Source organism: Bradyrhizobium sp. B120 (genome assembly GCF_049075665.1).
Classification (GTDB): Bacteria; Pseudomonadota; Alphaproteobacteria; order Rhizobiales; family Xanthobacteraceae; genus Bradyrhizobium.
On the sequence record NZ_CP185242.1, the window covers coordinates 6,223,460 to 6,243,393 of the forward strand.

Sequence of the window (19,934 nt, forward strand, 5' to 3'; positions counted from 1 at the left end):
TCAGTTGCCGCTGAACATGGTGACGTTGCCCGGTTGGTAGCCGCTGCGTGTCGAGAAGAGCTTGTATTGTTGCTGGCCCTGCGATTCGGTCGCCGTCACGCGCGCCTGCTCCAGCGCGTCCGCCCGTCCCTTCGCGGCGAGCACCGCGACAAGATCGGAGAGCTGCTGGGAATGCAGGGCCAGAAGCTGGTTGCCGGCCTGAGCGGCCTGCAGGGCGCCGCTTGCCGACTGGCTGGCGGTAACCAGCGAGCTCATTGCGCCGGAGTTGGTCGAGATATTGCCGACGACGCCGGCCTGCACCTTCAGGGAGTCCTCGAAGGCGCCTACCGAGTTCTGCCAACGACTTTGGGCCGCGGCAAACATTGTCGCATTGGAGCCCGTGGCCGCCGCCGTGCCGTATGTCGTGGAGTACGCCGTCTGGATGCGCTCGACGTTGAAGGCGATGTTCTGGGCCTGACTCAGCAGTGACTGAGTCCGTGCGACCTGTGCCTGAAGCTGGGTCAGCGTCGACAACGGCAGGTTGGCGAGGTTCTTTCCCTGGTTCACCAGGCTCTGGGCCTGATTGGTCAGCATCTGAATCTGATTATTGATCTGCTGCAGCTCGCGCGCCGCGGTCAGCACGTTCTGGCTGAAGTTGGTGGGGTCGTAGACGATCCACTGCGCGGAGGCCGGCGCCGTCAGAAGCGATGAGATCGGTAGAGCGAGCGAGAGAGCGGTCGCAGCGGCCAAGCCAGCGCGCCGCACTTCAAGAGTCGTCATGATTGCACCTCCAGGTTTGTCAGGTCAGGGATGAGATCGGCGGCCCAGAGGAGCTCGTGATCAGCGAGCCAGGCAGCCGTGAAGTCGTCGCGGCCGTGCTCGGCGAGCAGCCGTTCAATTGCGGCATGGTCGGCCTTGGAGGACGCGGCGCAGAAGGCGAGCGCGACCGGTCCGAGGCCCAGCTCGAAGAGCCGATTGCCGCGACGAGACTGGCAGTAGTAGTCCCGTTTCGGTGTCGCCCGCGCGATGATCTCGATCTGGCGGTCGTTCAACCCAAACCGCTGGTAGATGGCGGTGATCTGCGGTTCGATCGCGCGCTCATTCGGCAGGAAGATCCGCGTCGGACAGCTCTCGACGATTGCGGGTGCGATGTTGCTGCCGTCGATGTCCGAGAGCGATTGGGTGGCGAACACGACGGAAGCATTCTTCTTCCTCAACGTCTTCAGCCATTCGCGAAGCTGCTGGGCGAAGGCCGGATCGTCGAGGACGAGCCACCCCTCGTCGATGATGAGGAGGGTCGGTCGGCCGTCAAGACGCCCCTCGATGCGATGGAAGAGATAGGTAAGGACGGCAGGCGCCGCACCAGCGCCAATCAGGCCCTCGGTCTCGAACGCCTGCACCGACGCAAAGCCGAGCTGCTCGGCCTCCGCGTCGAGCAGGCGGCCGGAGGAGCCGCCGACGCAATAAGGTTGCAGCGCCTGTTTGAGCGCGGTCGATTGCAACAAAACCGTCAGGCCGGTGATCGTTCGCTCCTGCACCGGCGAGGATGCCAGTGACGTCAATGCCGACCAGACGTGCTCCTTCACGGTCGGATCGATGGTGACGCCCTCCTTGGCGAGGATTGCCGTCACCCATTCGGCCGCCCAGGCGCGCTCGGCCGCATCGCCGATACGTGCGAGGGGTTGGAGGGAGACTGAATCTTCGGCGCTGTTGGACAGACTTCCGCCGAGGTCGTGCCAGTCGCCCCCCATGGCAAGCGCCGCCGTGCGGATCGAGCCGCCAAAATCGAAGGCAAAGATCTGGCTCTTCCGGTAGCGCCGGAACTGGATCGCCATCAGCGCCAGCAACACGGATTTGCCGGCGCCGGTCGGGCCGACGATCAGGGTGTGGCCGACGTCGCCGACATGCAGCGAGAAGCGGAACGGCGTCGAGCCTTCAGTCTTGCCGAAGAAGAGCGGGGAGCTGCGGAAATGCTCATCGCGGTCTGGCCCGGCCCAGACTGCTGAGAGCGGAATCATGTGGGCCAGGTTCAATGTCGAGAGCGGCGGCTGGCGGACGTTGGCGTAGGCATGCCCGGGCAGAGAGCCTAGCCAGGCTTCGAGCGCGTTCACCCCTTCCGGCATGCAGGTGAAGTCGCGCCCCTGGATCACCTTCTCGACGAGGCGCAACTTCTCGGTGGCAAGACCGGCGTCCTCATCCCAGACGGTGACGGTCGCGGTGATGTAGGCCTGGCCGACATCGTCGGTACCGAGTTCCTGCAAGGCGAGATCGGCATCGGCGGCCTTGTTCGCCGCATCGCTATCGACCAGTGTCGAGGCCTCGTTGGTCATCACCTCCTTGACGATGGCGGAGATCGACTTTCGCTTGGCAAACCACTGTCGACGGATCTTGGTCAGCAGCTTCACCGCCTCGGTCTTGTCGAGAAGGATCGCGCGCGTCGACCAGCGGTAGGGGAAGGCAAGCCGGTTCAGTTCGTCGAGGATTCCGGGATGGGTCGCGGTTGGAAAACCAACCACGGTGAGCGTGCGAAGGTGGTGGCGGCCGAGGCGCGGCTCGAGGCCCCCGGCAAGCGGCTCGTCCGCAAGCAGCGCGTCAAGATGCATCGGCGTCTCGGGGACGCGGACGCGCTGTTGCCGGGTCGAGATGGTTGAATGCAGATAGGTCAGCGTCTCCCCGTCATCGAGCCACGCCACCTCGGGCATGAACCCTTCGACCAGTTGCAGGACGCGGTTGGTCCGATCGACGAAGCCACGGAGCAACTCGTGAGGGTCGACGCCGCCCTGCGCGCGGCCCTCATAGAGCCAGCCCTCGATGCGCGAGGCGTCCTCGGCCGGCGGGAGCCAGACGAAGGTTAGGAAATAGCGGCTCTCGAAATGCGCGCCGGCCTCCTCGAAAGCATCCCGCCGCTCCAGATCGACCAGCGCTGATGCGGCGTCTGGAAAGGAGTTGTGCGGATAAGTCTGCGCGGCGATGCGCTGGGCCTCGACGAAGATCGCCCAGCCTGAACCGAGACGGCGCAGCGCGTTGTTGAGGCGGGCCGTCACCCCGACCAACTCGGCAGGCGTCGCGCTGTCGAGATCCGGACCCCGGAAGCGCGCCGTGCGCTGGAATGCGCCGTCCTTGTTGAGAACGACGCCGTTCTCGACCAAAGCGGCCCAGGGCAGGAAGTCGGCGAGGCTTGTGGGCCGGTTCCGATATTCGGCGAGGTTCAGCATGCAAGTCTCACACGCGGAGATAGGATGGATAGCGGAGGTGACGTCGAACGACGTCCACGAACTGTGGGTCGCGCTTGGCTGCCCAGACCGCCGCGGCATGGCCCACAGCCCAAAACAGCGCGCCGGGAATCCAGAGGTGGAGGCCGAGCGCTATTGCCGCCGCCAACGTGCCGTTGGCGATCGCAACCGTGCGGGGCGCGCCGCCCATCAGGATCGGGTCGGTGAGCGCGCGATGGACTGGGGCGAAGAAGCCCGGCACCTCGGGATCGACGATCGCGGCCATTAGACCAAGGCTCCGCCGGAGAAGCTGAAGAAGGTCAGGAAGAAGCTCGACGCGGCAAAGGCGATCGACAGGCCGAAAACGATCTGGATCAAACGGCGGAAGCCGCCGGACGTGTCGCCGAACGCTAGCGTCAGGCCGGTCACGGTGATGATGATGACCGACATGATCTTGGCGACCGGACCCTGCACCGACTCCAGGATCTGATTGAGCGGCGTCTCCCACGGCATCGAGGAGCCGGAGGCGTAGGCCGCGGGCGCGACAGCGATGGAGATGAAGGCAATCGCCGCAAGCTCAGTGAAGCGGCGGCGAACGTGACGGATCGCGGGAGGGAACTGGATCATGCTGGGTCCTTGGGAAGTGAGGATTGGCCGCCCGCCCCGGCGGACTGGACGCGGTAATCGCCGGTGGCGGGATCGAGGCCGGCAATGAGAGCGAGTTCGGCGAGGCGGCGTTCGGTGCCGCGGCCGCGCAGCACCGCCACGAGATCGATGGTCTCCGCGATCAGCGCCTTGGGAACGGTGAGGACGGCTTCCTGGATGAGCTGCTCCAGGCGACGAAGCGCGCCCAGCGCCGTGCCGGCGTGAATCGTGCCGATCCCTCCGGGGTGGCCGGTGCCCCAGGCTTTGAGGAGCTCCAAGGCTTCGCTGCCCCGCACCTCACCGACCGGAATCCGGTCGGGGCGTAGGCGCAGGGAGGACCGAACCAGATCGGATAGCGACGCCACGCCATCCTTGGTGCGCAGCGCGACCAGATTCGGAGCGCGGCATTGCAGTTCACGCGTATCCTCGATGAGAACCACGCGATCGGTGGTGCCGGCGATCTCGGCCAGCAGAGCGTTTGTCAGGGTGGTCTTGCCGGTCGAGGTACCGCCGGCGACCAGAATGTTCTTCCGGGCGGCGACGGCTTCGCGGAGCAGGCCCGCCTGCCCGGCCGTCATGATGCCGGCCGCCGCATAATCATCCAGGGTGAAAACCGCGACGGCCGGCTTGCGGATCGCAAAGGTCGGCGCCGCAACGACGGGTGGGAGAAGCCCCTCGAACCTCTCCCCCGTCTCGGGAAGCTCGGCGGAGACGCGCGGCTTCTCGGCATGCACCTCAGCGCCGACATGGTGAGCGACCAGGCGCACGATCCGCTCGCCGTCGGCGGCGGTCATCGTTTGTCCGCTATCCTCCAGCCCGCCGGCCAGCCGGTCGATCCAGAGCCGCCCGTCGGGGTTGAGCATCACCTCGACGATCGAGGGGTCTTCAAGGAAGGTGGCGATTGCGGGGCCGAGCGCGGTGCGTAGCATGCGCGCGCCACGCGAGAACGCTTCCGAATGGAGTGAAGTGCCCGCCACGATCGTCCCCCGTCGACGGCCAGTCGCGACAAGCGATTGGCCAACGGGGATGGATAGAAAAGGCAGGAACTGGCGCAGTTCAACAAGTATTCAGCCGTCGTAGGAAGCGGGCGTAGAGCAGAGAACAAATACTTGCTGTATCGAACGCGTACCGATCGCACCCCGACCACAAAAATCCACCTTGCAATCGCGATTTGGTCAGCGCTCCCGGGTTGAACTTTGACATGCTCCGATGTCAGAGACTTCCATTCGCCGGGTTTGAGTATCGCTTTCGGCCGAGATTTCTCGTCTACGAGCACGCGTTGCAGGCCATAACCGACGGGACCGCCCACCTTAAATCCAAGGCTCGCTAACCGTGATTGGCCCGCATGCACTTTCGCCGAAAGCTCGCGGCTGAACTCCGCTGCCATCACACGCTTTATATTCTTCATGATGTGGGAAATCAGGCTGCCGTCGTTGTCGAATTGCTCGGCGCACTAGGCACCTTTATGCCTGCCTGCTTGCAGATGAACTCATAGTGAGCACTCTCATCGACATCTTGAAAGCGGGCCCACCGGCTAACGTCAAAGACCAGGACATGGCCGAAGTCTGCTGACCCGGACTGCACGTCCTTAATCAACTGCGTCAGTCCCATTCTGTTTTTGATCTGCAGGCCGCTCTCACCTTCGTCGCGATAGGTGCGGACAATTGTCAACTTATTTAGTTGCGCAAAAGTGGCGATCACAACCGCTTGGTTCTCGATGGAATATTTTTGAAGATCGGTGGACATGCGCACGTATTGCGCCGCGCGGCATATCTTTTGGGATAGAGGTAGTCTATCCTTGCGGACGATAAGCTCGTTTGCCATGACGCCGCTCCCGCGCAGCAAATGATTTCTCTACGCTTTTCACCCGAAATAAAGAACCTAGATCGTCATCGACGCCACGGAAAATACTACATGTGAGAGTACAAGGGTTGAGCCACGAATCTCGAATTTGTGAAGTTGCATGAGCGACAATAAACCGGTCCTCAACCCACGCCGCGGATGGCATCCTGGATTGCTCCGCGAGATCGTGCTCGCGACAGCTAGCAAGATGTCGAGCCATGGAATTCCGATTCCGCCGCTCGACTTTTATGAAAAGGTCGCGAACCGGGGCGAAGAGACTATTATTGAGGCCATTGCGGAAGCGATTGCCGCGAGCTATGACGATATCGATACTGTGGTTACGAATATTCGGGGCGCGCGACAGCTTCTTGAGAGATTCGGTGACGAGCTTTTCCTCGCGACCGAGCAGGCGGACGATTCTCTCCTTGCGCGGCTTGCCGCATATCTCGCGTTGGAAGGAACCGACGGGTACAACGAAATCCGCCATCAGTGTGCTTGGGGGGCGCAGGCAACCCTTATTGGGGCACGATGTGGGGCCTCAAACAGAGGATCCGGGATTTCACGCCGGCCTTCGTGCTGAAGGTCTGCATGAAGGGTGATTCCCGCTGGCTGGGGATTGAGTGCCATGCTCCCAACCGGACGCTACCCGAGGACCTCCACACCCGAATTCGAGCCCGGACGATGGTTGTCTCTGGGATTCCTGTCCTCGCCTTCTCTCCGACGGACATTGAAAACGACGCATCTGCGTGCGTTGAGGAGATCGGCTGCGCACTGTCGGTTCTCGCGCAGGAATTGCTTGCGATGCATGGTCTTGAATCGCCACCGGGGCTGGATTTTCGCCCACGCTGCTAGCGATCATCGGATGACTAGGCGGCTATCCTCACGTCCGCTCGCTCTCCTGGACATCCTCCGGGATCTCCTGCCGCAGTTTCGGCCCTCGACTGAGCCGTCGTCCGAGCGCGGCGACGAAATTGTCGTAGCGCGCGCCGGCCTGCGCCCGCGCCGCCTTTGCGGCCGGTTCGGGGAGTGGCGGCGTCGTCGTGACCGAGAACCGGACGAATAAGGCCATGGTCACGACCGAAATCTCCACATCGCGTTCGAGCCGCGCGATGCGGCGATCGACTTGATCGAGACGCTTGCCAATGGCAGCTTCACGCCGTTCATCGGCGTCCGGCGACAAAAAGGACGCAATTGCAGCTTCGGCGATGAGCGACAGCGGCTGCTCGCGCCGGGCGGCATAGGCCGACAGCGTGTTCATGACGTCCGGATCGAGGTAGACCGACATCTGGGCTTTCTTCTTTGGGGCAATCATGCCTGCCTCACAATCCCAGATCGTCGCCGGGATCGAGCGAGGCCTGGCGCGCGACGCCCTGCTCATGTCGTTCATCCGCCTGATCCGCGGGACATCTTCATCGAACTCACCGACGAGGTCCGAAGCGAACTCGTTCTCGAGTGGTTCCTTCTCCACCGTCTCATGATCCAGTTCCGGCTGCCGTCGGCGGTCGGTGGTCTTCAAGGTCGAGCACCGCAAGCCGGCGCACCGATATCGCGGCATCCGGCGGCATCATCGCCGCGGCGGTTGACCGGCCCCAGAGAATCTTGGTGGCGGACATGGAAGGTGACGATGGCGCCAACGGCGTCCCGGACACGGAGCCTGCCAGGTTCTGAATCGCCTTCTGCCGCACCTGCCAGCAGCTGTCGGCGAGTGAGGCGACCAGCGCCGTTGCCGCCGACACTTGGCCGATCCGCCCGATCGCGTCCGCCGCAGCCGCTCTGACCTGCCATTCCCGATCGGAAAGCGCGGCAGCCGCGGCGTGGGCCGCTACGTCGTTCCGCGCAAACGACAATGCGTTGACGGCCGCAAGCCTTACGTCGCCAGCTTCATCCCGGGTTGTAAGGATCAGCGACGGCAGCGTCTCAGTCTTCTTGAGATAGCCGATCACACCGATCGCCTGCACACGCACGGCAGGATCACCGTCACCGCCTCCACCACCACCGGGTCTCGGTAGAAGCCGAGGACCACCACCAGAAGAAGGCGGGCGGTAGGACCGAGCGATGCATCGACCTAGAGCGCCTTGAGCGCTCGAAAGATCGCGGCTCGCACAAAGGCCGAGGAATGTGTTGCCAGCGGCTGCAATACATCATCGGCCGCCGGACACGGAGTTCCGCAAGACTGTCGGCCGCCGCCTGAGCGATGTCTGCCTCCGGATCGAGGACGGCGCCCGTAATACCAGCATTCGTCATGCTTCATATAGGCTTTTCCGGTGAGATCGCTGATCCGGAGCACGTCGAGCGGACAGACATCGACGCAGACGGTGCATCCCTTGTCGGCAATGCATTTGGCGTCATCCACGATGACTGCAACAGTGGTCGGCGTATGGGCAATCGGCATGAGACATTCACTTGTTCAGGCACGCTGTCGGATGCGCTGGCGGTCATAGGCCGAGCGCTCGGATCCATCGATCGGAACGATGTAGGGCGCGACCGGTCGCTTCTCCGTCGTTATTCGACCATCCCGCCTACGCAGGATACTGTGACAGAACCAGTCATCGTCGTTCTTCTCCGGGTATTCCACCCGATGATGGTACAGGCCCCAGCGGCTTTCGGTATGAAACAGCGAGGCCGCCATCTCGGCGCAGTCGACGATCGAGGCGACTTCCAGCGAACGCATCAACTCGTGCGCGTCGCGCACCACCATTGCGCTTTCCATATCGTCGCGGATCTCCGCGAAGCGCGCCTGACCAAGCTTCATCTTCGCCGTCACCTTAGGTGGTTGAAGATAGTCGTTCACGAAGCGCCTTGTCTCGTCTTGTATTCGAGTTGGTTCGGCGGGCTTCCGTCGTCACGCCGTGTCGCCGCAAGTACCCGCTGCGGCTCGCGCACAACGTCAGCCGCGTCGTAATCCGCGAGGTCGATGTTGGCAGCCACTTCCGCCGCGTGCTCGCCCGCCACTGCGCCATTGGTGAAGGCGCCGAGCATGTAATTGTGTGGGCACGCCTACCATGTCCCCGGCCGCATAAAGGCCCGGCACCGTGGTACGCGCGAACTCATCGACATAGACACCGGATGCACTGTGGCCGGAGCAGAATCCGATCTCGGAAATATGCATCTCGATCATGCGCTCGCGGTAGTTGGTGCCGCGATTGTCGTGGAAGCGCCCCCGCGAGGGCCGCTCGACATGATGCAAGACGGCCTCAATCTTTCCGATCGTGTTGCTGTGCAGATGATTGAGCTTCAGGAACACCGGCCCCTTGCCCGATTGCATTTCGTTGTAGAACTCCTGCATCATCTGTCCGGACCAGTAGTCGCATTCGATGAAGCGGTGGCCTTCGCTGTTGGTAGTGTAGGCCCCGAACGGATCGGCTACGTAGGCGCAAGCGGGACCATTGTAATCCTTGATCAGCGGATTGATCTGGTAGCATTCGAGATTCGCGAGCGCGGCACCGGCGTCTATGGCCGTTGCGTAGCCGTCGCCGGAATTGGTGGAATTCTCATAGGTGCCCCAGAGATAAGCCGACTGTGGCAGGCCAAGACGACCCGCCGCGCCGGCGCAGAGAATGATCGTCTTCGCGCGCAACACCAGAACTCGGCGCTGCGCGTATTGACCGCGATCGCGCCGGCGATTTGTCCGTCACGTCTGGTCAACAGGCGCGTCGCCATGTAACGGTTGGCGATCAACACCTTCTCGCGGCGAAGCTGGCGATAAAGCGCCTTCTTGACGTCGAAGTCGCCGTTTTCATTCTTCTGGAACTTGATGCCGAAGCGGTCGAGTTCCTGAATGACATCGAAGCAGCGCGAAGCATATTTGTAGACCGGCGCCTGATCACAGATGCCGTCGTTGGCGATCGTGACTTCCTTGGTGTACTGTTCGGGCGTAGCGTAGCCGGGGATTACAGCGTTGTTCACCCCGTCCATGCCCATCGCGATCGCGCCGGAGCGCTTGACGTTCGCCTTCTCCAGGAGCACGACGCGCGCGCCCGGACTGTGGCGCTTGGCCTTGTAGGCCGCCATCGGACCAGCCGTGCCGCCGCCGATCACCCGCACGTCGCAGACGACCTCCGTCAGACCATTCTTGATCTCATCCATGTCCCGACCTCACACTGACTGCTGCCCGGCAAGCTCGCGCAGCTAGGACCACGGATATCCGGACGCCTCCACTGAGGGCGCGAATAGTACTAGGCATGGCGTTAAAGCCACATCGAAACCCGCCAATTGCCGATACATCGCGCTCCCGGCGCGGGCGGAATCAAGTCGATAATCGACGCCGTTCCCTTTGCTGACATCGATCGTCGGTTGCGGGACAAGCCTTCCCAAGTGACAAGCAAAGCGCTCCTGCTCTGCGTCGTCGAGAAGCCCCCGGTCACGGAAGACGATGACCTTGTGCTCAAGCACGACGCTTTTGATCACAGCGATCGTCTGGTCCGACAAATCGCTCGATGGCTTGATACTCCTGATTTAGGCGCCGATACGCGTGCGCGTTTGACGACATCAGAAAGCGAAATGACTTATCGATTAAAGCCGTTTCACTCATAGTTCCATTCTCCAAGGTTGCGGTTTCTTCGCCGTGCAGCACTATTCAGTTGTGACCGAATGGTGAAGCGTCTGATGGCAGACGCATTGCGCCCTGGTCAACCACCAACGGTAGTAGTTGATCCGGATCAAAGACGCATGTCATTGACTGGTTGATGAACGTCGGCTCAATCAAATATCACCTGCACGTGTTCGACATGGAACATCAACCGCAATCTGCTTTCGCCAGCGGCCCGAATCGATGCGCTGACTTGTTGCTTACGGAGATGCTGCGCGCTCAGATCTGCTTCAGCCATCATCAGCCATCACTCACCGTGCTCATGGAAGCGCGGGAAGCACACTCCGCGTGCGACCGCCAAGCGCGCAAGATTCAAAGGCCTCTGCGCGTCGGGCCGGTCACTTGCCTGCCCTCTTAGCTATCGCAACACTAACGAAGCTTCACGGAGCGAACTCGTTGACATGATCGAGCGCATCGTCGATTCGACCGAACTGCCTGTGCTGGTTGACGGCAATAGCAGCTTCAGGAGTTTCAATAATGCGCATTTCAATAATGCGCGCATCTTGGCACGCAAGCTCAGTCAGCGTGGCGCTCGGTGTTAGCCGTTTCCGAAGATGAACTCGCTTCTTGGCGAGCAACATTCCGTCGCCGATCGCTGAATTCTGTGGCCGACCGCGGGCAGTGAAGAATGGCGGTTATCAGGGGAACATTGGATCAATGATGATTCGGCAAAAAATCCTAGAAACTATCCACGAGGGACCACCATTCGGCGAGAATTGTGACACAGACCCTTGAGAGGACAAGTGCATCCCAAAGCCATCGACACTTGGCCCCGCCCACCATCATGCTGGACCAAAAGCGCTCACGTGGCTGCCGCCGCCTCAGAAGAGGTCATAATTTGCCAGAGTGGCAATTTCTCTGTCTCGACCGGAATGCTTCGGAAGCGGTCGGATTGTGCATTGGCCGTCCAATGCCTCGAGACACGATAGAGCGAGTAGTCACGACCGCGGGGGAGCCCCTCTTTGCCAATAGCTTCTCCTCTAACAAGCGCCCGGCTGGCTGAGGGAGGACTCGATGTTGGTCGCTGTTGTCGGAGCCGGGATCATGGGCGCATCGCTCGCGCTTCATTTCGCAGCGAACGAAATGACGGTACTGTTGTTTGATGGCGCCGTCCCCGGCTCGGGAGCGACGGGATCAAGCTTCGCGTGCCTAAACTTCTTTGCTGGGGCGACGTCGGACTACATGCAGTTCAGGTCCGAAGCCCTTGACTACCACATGGAACTTGCACGCCCGATTGGCCTGGCGGACGCCATTAGAGCAACAGGAACATTGCGGTGGTCAACCGAATCCACACAAAATAGCAAGCTACTACAGGCAGCCAGTATGGCCGAGGGACTGGGCAGGACCGTTGAGTACTTTTCACGAAATGATGCATTGAAGCTTGAGCCCAATCTGAGCATCGTTGGCTCTCCCGAAGTTATTGTGCGGGTTCCTCAAGAGGGATGGCTCGATTGCGCTCATTTCACGAAGCGCATGATCGACGCTGCCGTCGCTACCGGTCTCGCCCACTGCGTCTCTGAAAAATGTACACGGATAGAGCCTCTCAACCAAGGAGCCGTGGTCTGGACTGATCGTACTTGCTATCTTGTCGACACAGTCGTGTTGGCCAGCGGCATTGGAATCAACGCCCTACTCGAAGATCTCGCGTGCGCGCCATTGGTTCATGAGTCGCCCGAGGTGCTTACAAAAATACCGTATTTCGGCCCTCCGATCGAGCACGTTGTCTTTGCCAATCATATTCATTTCCGAGCAAATGGGCCTTCTCTCATCGTCGGCAATGCCGACGATCCCACGGGCGTCAGCGACTCCAGTGTAGAGCTCAAGGTTGCCAGAGAGAATGTCTCGTTAGTAAGGGGCGAGCTCAAAGAGCCCTCCTTTGGGACGTCCATTGTCGCGCAGAGAGGGATCCGCCCCGTTCCCAAAGATGGCTACCCGATCGTCGGGCGACTACCTGGTCAAGAGCAGATATTCATTGCCGTTACGCACGGAGGTGTCACGCTTGCCCCATATGTCGCGCTACTGCTCACCACGGAAATTGCAAGGGAAGGATCATGCGAGGCGCTTGGCGTCTTTCGACCCGAGCGCTTCAATCTGCCGATAGACCAAAACAGAATGCCAAGAATCCAGTAGTTCCTGCTCACAGTCGTTGGAGGCATCTAAATGGGAATCTTGAGCGTTGTGCGATCGCAGCGCGAGCCGCGCGCTCTGTCGTGCGTGCGCCTCACGGAAGCCGGATTGAACGAAGCTGTGGAGTTGTCGCATTTCCAACGGGCTGGCATTGCTCGTCGAGGTAGCGCGTCCCTACGAGGAGGAGTGTGATGCCGACCCGAAAAATGCGCTTGCGGCCGAACTCGTCGGCAAGCGCGCCAGCCCTCGGCAGGGTGAACGCCAGAACGTTTCGCGTGGACCCCATGCATGAGCCCATCGGCGGAATAATACTCCTTCTCTAGCCCTGCTGGCGGCAGGCGGGCCTACTGTTGATGTTGCTTCAACCGGGTCTGGGGACAAAAGCCGAGTCGTTCCCAGCCTCACCGGGTTTCTCCCGGCCATGACACGGCAAGGACCGGCGCGTCTCAGCCCGCCTTCGTGTCGGTGACGACGGCGAGCGCCTCCACCAGGCGGTCGAGATCCGCTTCCTCGGTATAGAGCGCAGGGGTCACGCGGATGCATTGCCCCTTGGCGACACCTGCCCGGCGCACGGTGAGCACCTTGTAGCTGTCCCTGAGCTGCGCGACCACGGCGTCGTTGTCGGCCTTGCTTGTCTTGCCGGCAAGGCGAAAGGACGTAATGGCGCCGTAGGAGCCGGCCTCGTCCGGCGTTAAGATCACGATGTCCTTGAACGACCGGACACGGGTCACCCAGTAGTCGCGCAGATAGCGCAGGCGGGCCTGCTTAGCGGCCGCTCCGATCTCCTGGTGGAGCGCGAGCGCCGCGGGCACCGTCAGCACGGTGGCAAAATTGACCGTGCCTGTGTGTACCCGCGAGCGGATGTCGACCTCCGGGAAGTCCTCGTCGCCCATGTCGCGGTCGATGTCAGCGAGACGCTCCTTTCTGATGTAGAGGAAGCCCACCCCGATCGGCGCACCGATCCACTTATGCAGATTGAAACCTACGAAATCGGCCCCAAGGTCACTTACCTTGAAATCAAGCTGCCCCCAGGAATGGGCCGCGTCGACGATGGTATCGATGCCCTTGGCCTTTGCCATGCGGACAATCTCGGCGACCGGCAAGACGAGGCCCGTCCGGTTGCTGACATGGGTGAGAAGCAGGACCCGCGTCTTCGGGGTTACCTCGAGTGCGCGGGCGTAGGCATCCAGCACGGCCTGCTGGGTCGCTGACTCCGGCACGTTGAACTTGACGACGTCGACGCCACGGCACGCTTTGAGTGCGTTCATCGCATACTGCATCGAATCATAGTCGAGATCAGCGTAGAGCACGGCATCGCCGGGCCTCAACTTGTTGTAGCCGCCGATGAGAAGCTGCAGCGCTTCGGTCGCACCTCGCGTGAGTGCGATTTCGTCGACCGCAGCACCCACGGCCTCCGCCACCTTGGTGCGCACACCCTCGAAATCCCCTGCCGAGCGCTGCCGCACATAACAGGTATTCTCGTAGTTGATCATATCGGTTTGACGGATGAACTCACGCCGCACCGGCTCGGCCATGATCCCCCAATAGCCGTTCTCCAGATTGACCACGTCCGGCGTCACGGCATAGAGCCCGCGCACGGCGCCCCAATAGGCCTTGTCGGTGGCGCGGGCGGCACTGTGGGGGTCCGAGTGAGGCATGTTTCAAACCCGCGTTGCACATCGACATGCTTGCAAATGATAGAAGCCATCGCCAGGAGCAAGTCTAGACTTCCTCGACTCCGAGCATCATAAGAGCCGCAATCCCACCTCAATCACCTAACGACTTACAAACGTTTGCGCCCGGGTCAACTACCAACGTTGGTGATTGACCTAGTGACGGAAGCACATCAAATATTTGACGGATGAGCGTCGGGCTGGGCAAACATCAGCCACAAGGAGTTCAGCATGCAACCTCACTCACAACCTGTTCTTGCCGACGGCCGCGATCGATGCGCTGGCTCCTCGGCTCCAAAATGCTCCGTGCTCAGGTGCGCTCCAACCGCCCCTCTTTCTTCCTCATATATGTGCATGATGGACTTCCGGGCGCAATTCGGAGGTCGCCGGTCTGGATAAGATCAAGTCCCATTAGATACGACGGCGCTTGCCGAACGGAAGAGCGACATCTGTCGAACCAGATCGCGTACCGGCGCCAAGCGGTTGGGATAACATTAACAAACTCGACAATCGGCTCAGGAGGAGCGCGCACATGTTGGCGCAACGGATCTCTTTGCTGTCAGGTTCGGGCACTGCCGCCGCCCGCGAGGCAGCCACAGCAGCTGCCGCGATCGGCCGTCAGATCATCGATCTGGCGGCCGGCGAAGTCATCATCGAGCCGCCATCATCCGTGCGCGAAGGAGCGATTGCCGCGATCAATGCCGGGACGACCCGCTATACCGATTCCATCGGCCTGACGCCGCTCCGGAAGGCTGTAGCCGACAAGCTGTCGGCGGAAACAGGGATCTGCTGGAATACGAATGAGATAGCTCTCACTGCTGGTGCAAAGCAAGGACTGCTCGACGCTGCCCTGGCAGTGCTCGACCCGGGTGACGAGGTTATCATCATTCGCCCCTGCTGGCCAACATTCCCGTCCCAGGTTCTTCTCGCCGGCGCAACGCCTGTGTTCGTTGATGCTCGCTCGCCGACATATGTTCCTGACGTCGGCGCAATCCGCGCCGCTGTGACACCTCACACGAAAGCCATCATCATCAATTCACCCAACAATCCTACCGGCGCGATTTATGGTCGAGCCACCCTTCAGGCTATCGGAGATCTCGCAATTAACTACGAGCTCTGGATCATATCCGACGAATGTTATTCCAGCTTCGTATTCACCGGTGCACGCCATGAGTCGATCGTGATGGCGCACCCCGGAGTACGTTCACGGACGATTTTGGTCAACGCCTTCTCCAAAGAGCTGGCGATCACCGGCTGGCGTCTGGGGTATTTAGCAGCGCCTCCGGAGATCGTTTCCGCGGCCAAGAAGCTGCAGAGCCACACGACCTCGAATGCGAATGTGATCGCACAGCACGCGATCCTGCACCACCTTCAAGTCGGTGACGGCAGATTCGAACGGGAAATGAAAGAGCGCCTATCGTTCGCACGCAATGCCGGTCTCTTCATTCTGTCTGGTCTGCACGACGTGGCCACGCCAGTCGCAAAAGGCTCATTCTTCTTTTATCTTGATCTGAGTAGGCTTATCTCGGCACTGCCGGCCGGAAGTCCTGTCCGATCCACCGACGATATTGCTCGATTGCTTCTGGAGGAAGCCGATGTAGGATCCGTTCCCGGCGGGACCTTCGGCGACGTGAATGGGCTGCGGCTCTCCTTCGGTGCTCCACCAGACCTGCTGGCGTTGGGACTGAAACGCGTCGTCGAGAACCTGAATAGCCTTAAGACGAGGCGGGCGGCGGCCTGAGCTCCCAGATGGAGATATCCAAACTCAATCGCATACCGGCGCTGAATACTGTTGGCTCAAGACAGCGCCTCCACTTGCAACTCGTTCCGAAACCCTTCGTAGAGATGAATGAAATCCCGTTGCTGGAGAACGCGCTGCAGCTCCGATCCGTGGATTTCCGAAGCGACGACCGTCGCGCAGTATCGCCAAAACGCCATGGAATAGTCGTGCGGGCGCCGGTTCGAAAACATCGACATCCAATGTGTCCAGCATCAGCCATTTCGCAACGGCGGTGCCAACTTCGAACCGCTAGCCCAAAATGGGATGGTCGTTGTCAACACCGCCTTTGTCGAGACGACGTGTTCTTCGCGCCAGAAGTTCTCGAAACAACGTTTCGAACTGTCCTATCTACCAAGCAGAGCCTTGCGGCTGATACCACGTTTAAGTCATCGATGAGCGGTTCGGCTATCGAAGTGACTCACGATCGTTTCGCTACCTTCCTCATGAACCTGACGCCCGTAGAAGTCCAGACAAGGTCTCCGTTCGAGACGATTAACCTAGCGCGCTCTTTCGCAGGCGCGTTGCGCGAACATCTAGCGCCGGCAGTTCGTCGAACTGTGAAGAACGGGAGTGGTAAGACCTGTGTCAAGGAAATCCCCGCGCTTCTTGTCCTATATCGAGAGCTGCAGCTTGAGCGGCGGCACGCCGCGAAACCAGATGCTTCGAGACCGATGTTGAAGATGATCCGTGCCTGCCAGAGCAGAGTGCCGCACCGGCGATGGGTAGCGCATTTCCTATGGAACCGTCCATGTCGCTTGCGGCACGGAGGAAGAAGATGATCGGGTATCTGCGTGACTATGCAAATGCCATTACTGCCGTCGCCTATTTGTTTGCCGTCATCGGGCTGTTTTTGGCCTTCAACGGCAAGATAGAACTCGGCGTTGCGGCAATGCTCTGGACCTGGTTTCTGGATCATTGGGACGGGCATGTTGCTCGCAAGACCAGTCACCTTCGCCGTCCAGGTGTGGCGGAGTTCGGAAAGAGCTTTGATGGCTTTGCCGACTTTATTCATGGCGTCGTTTTCCCGGCTGCTATCATTATCCTTGTTGGTCAAGGCACGGCGCTGTCGCTTGTCGCGAGCTTAGTTCTGGTATTGGCGGGCGCGATCAGGCTCAGCTATTTCGAAAATGTAGGACTGACACCGGACGCGCGATTTACCGGAATTCCGGTTTCTTACGATACGCCACTTCTAGCCCTTCTGCTGCTCGCCCGCCCGTTGTTATCAGATGATGTTTTTCCGACGATTATTGCGGCAGCGTTCATCACACTCGCGTTGTTGCACGTAACCACTGCAATCCGCGTCCCAGCCATTCGTGGCACTGGCGTGCCGATCGCGACTGCCTTTGCAGTCGCAGGTTCCGCGGCACTTATTTGGAGTGCCCTTCCTTAACAAGATGCGAGCTTGGCCGCTCCTACAATCGAGATGACAATGAACAAAATTCACGAGCCGGCAGGCCCGATGCGCGACAGATGTCTCGACAAAGACGGGTTGATCCGCCTCAATCTGAACCATCCACCGCCTGTTCCTAAGACATTCGATCGTATTTTCGCGGATGCATTTGAAGATCTCCTCCAGACGATATCGCCATCAAGCCTTGTAGCGACACACCGGTGGAGCGGAACGGAGGAAGATCGATCCATGGGAGCCGAATTCGCTAGTCGGCGGTTGGGTGCCCCTCCTAACATTGACCGTGTGGTTCTCACCCACAGCACGCAGGCCGCGATCCAAATGATACTTCCCGCACTCGTTCCAAAGGGGCGGCACCTGGTGGTCGAACACATGACCTACCCGCCAGTCCGAGCTTTCGCACAACGCTATGGGGTAGCTATCGTTGATGTACCTATAGATGATAACGGCGTCGAACCAAACTCTTTCGAAGTCGTGTGTAGAAATTCAAGGCCGGCGGCAATCTATCTAGTTACCACCTTTCAGAATCCAACGACGATCACAATGTCGATGGATCGTCGAATACAGATTGCCGAAATCGCCAAACGTTACGATGTGCAGATCATTGAAGATGACGTCTATAGTCTTTTGAGTTCGTCTCCTATCAAGCCCATCTCCGCGATCGTTCCGGAGATCTCGTGGTATCTTTTGGGAACAGCAAAAAGCTTCGCCGCAGGACTGAAATTGGCCTTCGTTGTTGCTCCCAATCCTTCTGAAGCTTTTCGGGTCTTTTGGCCCGGCGTTCGCGCTACCTATTGGATGGCAACACCGATTAGCGCGGCGCTGATGTCGAAGTTCATAAGAGGAGGTGACGACTTAGAAATCCTAGCGGCTGTAAAGAAAGAACTTGGGTCGCGACACGAACTACTCAATGAGGTTGTGGGCGATCGTCACTATGTCGCCAATCCAGGCTGCCTTCACGTGTGGTTTCCGCTGACTGAGAAACATCCAAGTGAGGAGGTCGCAATCGCAATGAAGGCAGACGGCGTTCAGGTTGCGGGCAGCAATTCGTATGCATCGCCGGCTTTCCACCCCCCTGAGGCGATCAGAGTTGGTATAGGCAACCCCGAAACACCCGAACTCCTGGAGCGCGCGCTCAAGATAATCCGGAAACACCTTCCATCGGGTTGGAACGATTGAACATGCAAGCAGTGAATGCGGCGTCCGTCTCGCTCGGATTGCTACCTAACCTAAAGGGAGTTCGACGATGCTGATAACAATAGTTGAAAGCCCCTTGGACGCTATTTTGAAACTTCGCCACGAGCTCTTAAGGCCCGACCGAAAACCTGAGGAATTGGTGTCGCAGGCCGACATTTCGGATATGGCCATTCACTTGATAGCGACCATAAATGGCCAGACCGCTGGAATGCTTTCTGCTGGCCCGGAGCCCTGCCCGTTCAATCCCTGCGATAACAGCTGGCGGTTGAGAGGGCTGGCCGTAATCGAGTCTGCGAGGCGACGGGGAGTAGCAACAGCGCTTTTGAAATCTGTCATTGCCAGGTCGCATGCTAAAGGAGCTCGCGCGCTTTGGGGCCTGACAAGGATGGCCGCCGTCGCAACCCATATCCGGCTCGGGTTCGAAACAATTGGCGAGCCATACGAAATTCCGCCGACCGGCCCGCATTGTTCCACTTTTGTGAGGCTGACAGACGCACTGGTCTCGTTGCTTTCACATCCGCAGAGACCCAGAAACGTCGTGGGCAGGCACTGCGTCTAAACGTCATATCGCATCGCACGAGCTCGAATTCCACACACGTCCAGAGGGAGTTGTCATGCAATCCGCTTCGACTAGCAAAAGCCAAGCTCCAATGACCGCCATATATTCGGGTGTAGCTGATCTTTATCAACTATCACGACCAGAATATCCAACCGAGACGGCAAATATGATTGCTGATCGACTTGATAGCCAACTCAGCCATAAGTATTGGGTCGATGTCGGCTCAGGCACAGGGAAATTTACGCGTCTCCTGGCTCAATTTGTTGGCCATAAATTCAGACTATTCGGCGTGGAACCGAACGAGGATATGATCGCGGAAGCAAACAAGATAGAAAATGAAAAAATAGCATATCTAAAATCTCCTGCCGAGGCGCTACCTTTCGCACGTAACTCAGCTGCTGTCGTGAGCTCTGCCGCGTCTGCTCAACTATTCGATCGCCCACGCTATTATAAAGAGGTCGAGCGAGTACTCGCACCAGGTGGCGTTGTCGCCACCGTTTATAACTACGGTCGGTTTGCGGAGAGCAACTTTCTCTCGGAATATCAGAGTCTACATGAAGCTAATGTGCCGGGCTATCGACGCGGAACGCTCGCGAACCAGCACGGCACATTTTCGGAGATGCATTTTGCCGACGAACTCGCGGCTCAATCTGCCTTTAAGCAAGTTGAAGAAAGACGGGTCGAATGGACCCACTTCTACGACCGCGGCAGCATTGAGGCGAGGTTTACATCGACGATCCATTTCAAACAGGCTTTAAAGATTCGACCGCGCGAAGAGCTCATTCACGAGCTTCACACTCTGGTCGACAAGTACATAGGCCCGGACGGACGGTTGGAATTTCCTTTCACAACCTTTGTTATAACGGCGATCAAAGTATAGAATCTTTGTGGTCGATTACTGGTGTACAGTAACAAGGATAGCGA

The 19,934-nt window shown here is 59.5% G+C and carries 19 protein-coding genes and 2 pseudogenes; 8 read left to right on the forward strand and 13 right to left on the reverse strand.

The window, feature by feature from the left end; translation table 11 throughout:
- The 6 genes from trbJ to ACOIX3_RS28935 form a co-directional block, all read right to left on the reverse strand.
- Positions 1-759, reverse strand: a complete 759-nt coding sequence (trbJ, locus tag ACOIX3_RS28910; RefSeq protein WP_420965380.1) for a P-type conjugative transfer protein TrbJ — start codon at positions 757-759, stop codon at positions 1-3.
- Positions 756-3,194, reverse strand: a complete 2,439-nt coding sequence (trbE, locus tag ACOIX3_RS28915) for a conjugal transfer protein TrbE (protein ID WP_420965381.1) — start codon at positions 3,192-3,194, stop codon at positions 756-758. The genes trbJ and trbE overlap by 4 nt, the downstream gene beginning before the upstream one ends.
- A gap of 7 nt (positions 3,195-3,201) precedes the next feature.
- Positions 3,202-3,477, reverse strand: a complete 276-nt coding sequence (locus ACOIX3_RS28920) for a VirB3 family type IV secretion system protein (RefSeq protein WP_420965383.1) — start codon at positions 3,475-3,477, stop codon at positions 3,202-3,204.
- Positions 3,477-3,818, reverse strand: coding sequence for a TrbC/VirB2 family protein (locus ACOIX3_RS28925; RefSeq protein WP_420965384.1), 342 nt, complete (start codon positions 3,816-3,818; stop codon positions 3,477-3,479). Before ACOIX3_RS28925 ends, ACOIX3_RS28920 begins: the two co-directional genes overlap by 1 nt.
- Entirely contained in the window at positions 3,815-4,813 is a 999-nt protein-coding gene (gene trbB / locus ACOIX3_RS28930; protein WP_420965385.1) for a P-type conjugative transfer ATPase TrbB, read from the reverse strand. Before trbB ends, ACOIX3_RS28925 begins: the two co-directional genes overlap by 4 nt.
- A 442-nt stretch (positions 4,814-5,255) precedes the next feature.
- Positions 5,256-5,660, reverse strand: coding sequence for a recombinase family protein (locus tag ACOIX3_RS28935; RefSeq protein ID WP_420965386.1), 405 nt, complete (start codon positions 5,658-5,660; stop codon positions 5,256-5,258).
- A gap of 139 nt (positions 5,661-5,799) precedes the next feature.
- On the opposite strand from ACOIX3_RS28935, the gene ACOIX3_RS28940 reads away from it, so the two are divergent.
- A complete protein-coding gene (locus ACOIX3_RS28940; protein ID WP_420965387.1) occupies positions 5,800-6,258 on the forward strand; it encodes a hypothetical protein in 459 nt (152 codons plus the stop codon).
- A 300-nt stretch (positions 6,259-6,558) separates the two neighbouring features.
- Here ACOIX3_RS28940 and ACOIX3_RS28945 read toward each other — a convergent pair whose 3' ends face one another.
- The 4 genes and pseudogenes from ACOIX3_RS28945 to ACOIX3_RS28960 all read right to left on the reverse strand — a co-directional run bounded on the left by ACOIX3_RS28945 (position 6,559) and on the right by ACOIX3_RS28960 (position 9,764).
- The gene (locus ACOIX3_RS28945; protein WP_420971817.1) at positions 6,559-6,990 is read right to left on the reverse strand and encodes a CopG family transcriptional regulator; all 432 of its coding nucleotides are present in this window, start codon (positions 6,988-6,990) and stop codon (positions 6,559-6,561) included.
- Between the two features lie 160 nt (positions 6,991-7,150).
- On the reverse strand, positions 7,151-7,621 hold the full coding sequence (locus ACOIX3_RS28950; RefSeq protein ID WP_420965388.1) for a HEAT repeat domain-containing protein: 471 nt from the start codon (positions 7,619-7,621) through the stop codon (positions 7,151-7,153).
- 284 nt (positions 7,622-7,905) lie between these two features.
- Positions 7,906-8,070: pseudogene (locus ACOIX3_RS28955) on the reverse strand (4Fe-4S dicluster domain-containing protein); the annotation flags it as partial.
- A 15-nt stretch (positions 8,071-8,085) separates the two neighbouring features.
- Positions 8,086-9,764, reverse strand: a pseudogene (locus tag ACOIX3_RS28960) (fumarate reductase/succinate dehydrogenase flavoprotein subunit).
- Positions 9,765-10,363: 599 nt separating this feature from the next.
- Between ACOIX3_RS28960 and ACOIX3_RS28965 the strand changes: the two are divergent.
- Entirely contained in the window at positions 10,364-10,624 is a 261-nt protein-coding gene (locus ACOIX3_RS28965; RefSeq protein WP_420965389.1) for a hypothetical protein, read from the forward strand.
- A 22-nt stretch (positions 10,625-10,646) separates the two neighbouring features.
- Here the strand turns inward: ACOIX3_RS28965 and ACOIX3_RS28970 are convergent, their stop codons facing one another.
- Complete coding sequence (locus ACOIX3_RS28970) at positions 10,647-10,847, reverse strand: hypothetical protein (RefSeq protein ID WP_420965390.1); 201 nt, start codon at positions 10,845-10,847, stop codon at positions 10,647-10,649.
- A gap of 433 nt (positions 10,848-11,280) precedes the next feature.
- Between ACOIX3_RS28970 and ACOIX3_RS28975 the strand changes: the two genes are divergently transcribed.
- Positions 11,281-12,396, forward strand: a complete 1,116-nt coding sequence (locus tag ACOIX3_RS28975; RefSeq protein WP_420965391.1) for an NAD(P)/FAD-dependent oxidoreductase — start codon at positions 11,281-11,283, stop codon at positions 12,394-12,396.
- Positions 12,397-12,839: 443 nt separating this feature from the next.
- On the opposite strand, the gene ACOIX3_RS28980 is transcribed toward ACOIX3_RS28975, so the two are convergent.
- Positions 12,840-13,991: an aminotransferase class V-fold PLP-dependent enzyme gene (locus tag ACOIX3_RS28980; protein WP_420965392.1), complete on the reverse strand. Its 1,152-nt coding sequence runs from the start codon at positions 13,989-13,991 to the stop codon at positions 12,840-12,842.
- A 607-nt stretch (positions 13,992-14,598) separates the two neighbouring features.
- Here ACOIX3_RS28980 and ACOIX3_RS28985 point away from each other — a divergent pair.
- The gene (locus tag ACOIX3_RS28985) at positions 14,599-15,807 is read left to right on the forward strand and encodes a pyridoxal phosphate-dependent aminotransferase (RefSeq protein ID WP_420965393.1); all 1,209 of its coding nucleotides are present in this window, start codon (positions 14,599-14,601) and stop codon (positions 15,805-15,807) included.
- A gap of 56 nt (positions 15,808-15,863) precedes the next feature.
- Here ACOIX3_RS28985 and ACOIX3_RS28990 read toward each other — a convergent pair whose 3' ends face one another.
- The gene (locus ACOIX3_RS28990) at positions 15,864-16,043 is read right to left on the reverse strand and encodes a hypothetical protein (RefSeq protein WP_420965394.1); all 180 of its coding nucleotides are present in this window, start codon (positions 16,041-16,043) and stop codon (positions 15,864-15,866) included.
- A 578-nt stretch (positions 16,044-16,621) separates the two neighbouring features.
- On the opposite strand from ACOIX3_RS28990, the gene ACOIX3_RS28995 reads away from it, so the two are divergent.
- The 4 genes from ACOIX3_RS28995 to ACOIX3_RS29010 all read left to right on the forward strand — a co-directional run bounded on the left by ACOIX3_RS28995 (position 16,622) and on the right by ACOIX3_RS29010 (position 19,890).
- A complete protein-coding gene (locus ACOIX3_RS28995; RefSeq protein WP_420965395.1) occupies positions 16,622-17,236 on the forward strand; it encodes a CDP-alcohol phosphatidyltransferase family protein in 615 nt (204 codons plus the stop codon).
- A 39-nt stretch (positions 17,237-17,275) separates the two neighbouring features.
- Positions 17,276-18,433, forward strand: coding sequence for a PLP-dependent aminotransferase family protein (locus tag ACOIX3_RS29000; RefSeq protein WP_420965396.1), 1,158 nt, complete (start codon positions 17,276-17,278; stop codon positions 18,431-18,433).
- A gap of 67 nt (positions 18,434-18,500) precedes the next feature.
- Positions 18,501-19,010, forward strand: a complete 510-nt coding sequence (locus ACOIX3_RS29005) for a GNAT family N-acetyltransferase (protein ID WP_420965397.1) — start codon at positions 18,501-18,503, stop codon at positions 19,008-19,010.
- Between the two features lie 55 nt (positions 19,011-19,065).
- Positions 19,066-19,890 (forward strand): class I SAM-dependent methyltransferase, encoded by an 825-nt coding sequence (locus tag ACOIX3_RS29010; protein WP_420965398.1) that lies wholly within the window; start codon positions 19,066-19,068, stop codon positions 19,888-19,890.
- Positions 19,891-19,934 lie beyond the last annotated feature (44 nt).

Coding starts and splice junctions, on each gene's coding strand:
- ACOIX3_RS28990 (WP_420965394.1), bottom strand. CDS start 16,043: ATGTCGATGTTTTCGAACCGGCGCCCGCACGACTATTCCATGGCGTTT.
- ACOIX3_RS29010 (WP_420965398.1), top strand. CDS start 19,066: ATGCAATCCGCTTCGACTAGCAAAAGCCAAGCTCCAATGACCGCCATA.
- ACOIX3_RS28920 (WP_420965383.1), bottom strand. CDS start 3,477: ATGGCCGCGATCGTCGATCCCGAGGTGCCGGGCTTCTTCGCCCCAGTC.
- trbJ (WP_420965380.1), bottom strand. CDS start 759: ATGACGACTCTTGAAGTGCGGCGCGCTGGCTTGGCCGCTGCGACCGCT.
- ACOIX3_RS28975 (WP_420965391.1), top strand. CDS start 11,281: ATGTTGGTCGCTGTTGTCGGAGCCGGGATCATGGGCGCATCGCTCGCG.
- ACOIX3_RS28940 (WP_420965387.1), top strand. CDS start 5,800: ATGAGCGACAATAAACCGGTCCTCAACCCACGCCGCGGATGGCATCCT.
- ACOIX3_RS28935 (WP_420965386.1), bottom strand. CDS start 5,660: ATGGCAAACGAGCTTATCGTCCGCAAGGATAGACTACCTCTATCCCAA.
- ACOIX3_RS28985 (WP_420965393.1), top strand. CDS start 14,599: ATGTTGGCGCAACGGATCTCTTTGCTGTCAGGTTCGGGCACTGCCGCC.
- ACOIX3_RS29005 (WP_420965397.1), top strand. CDS start 18,501: ATGCTGATAACAATAGTTGAAAGCCCCTTGGACGCTATTTTGAAACTT.
- ACOIX3_RS28995 (WP_420965395.1), top strand. CDS start 16,622: ATGATCGGGTATCTGCGTGACTATGCAAATGCCATTACTGCCGTCGCC.
- trbE (WP_420965381.1), bottom strand. CDS start 3,194: ATGCTGAACCTCGCCGAATATCGGAACCGGCCCACAAGCCTCGCCGAC.
- ACOIX3_RS28970 (WP_420965390.1), bottom strand. CDS start 10,847: ATGTTGCTCGCCAAGAAGCGAGTTCATCTTCGGAAACGGCTAACACCG.
- ACOIX3_RS28925 (WP_420965384.1), bottom strand. CDS start 3,818: ATGATCCAGTTCCCTCCCGCGATCCGTCACGTTCGCCGCCGCTTCACT.
- ACOIX3_RS28945 (WP_420971817.1), bottom strand. CDS start 6,990: ATGATTGCCCCAAAGAAGAAAGCCCAGATGTCGGTCTACCTCGATCCG.
- ACOIX3_RS29000 (WP_420965396.1), top strand. CDS start 17,276: ATGAACAAAATTCACGAGCCGGCAGGCCCGATGCGCGACAGATGTCTC.
- ACOIX3_RS28965 (WP_420965389.1), top strand. CDS start 10,364: ATGAACGTCGGCTCAATCAAATATCACCTGCACGTGTTCGACATGGAA.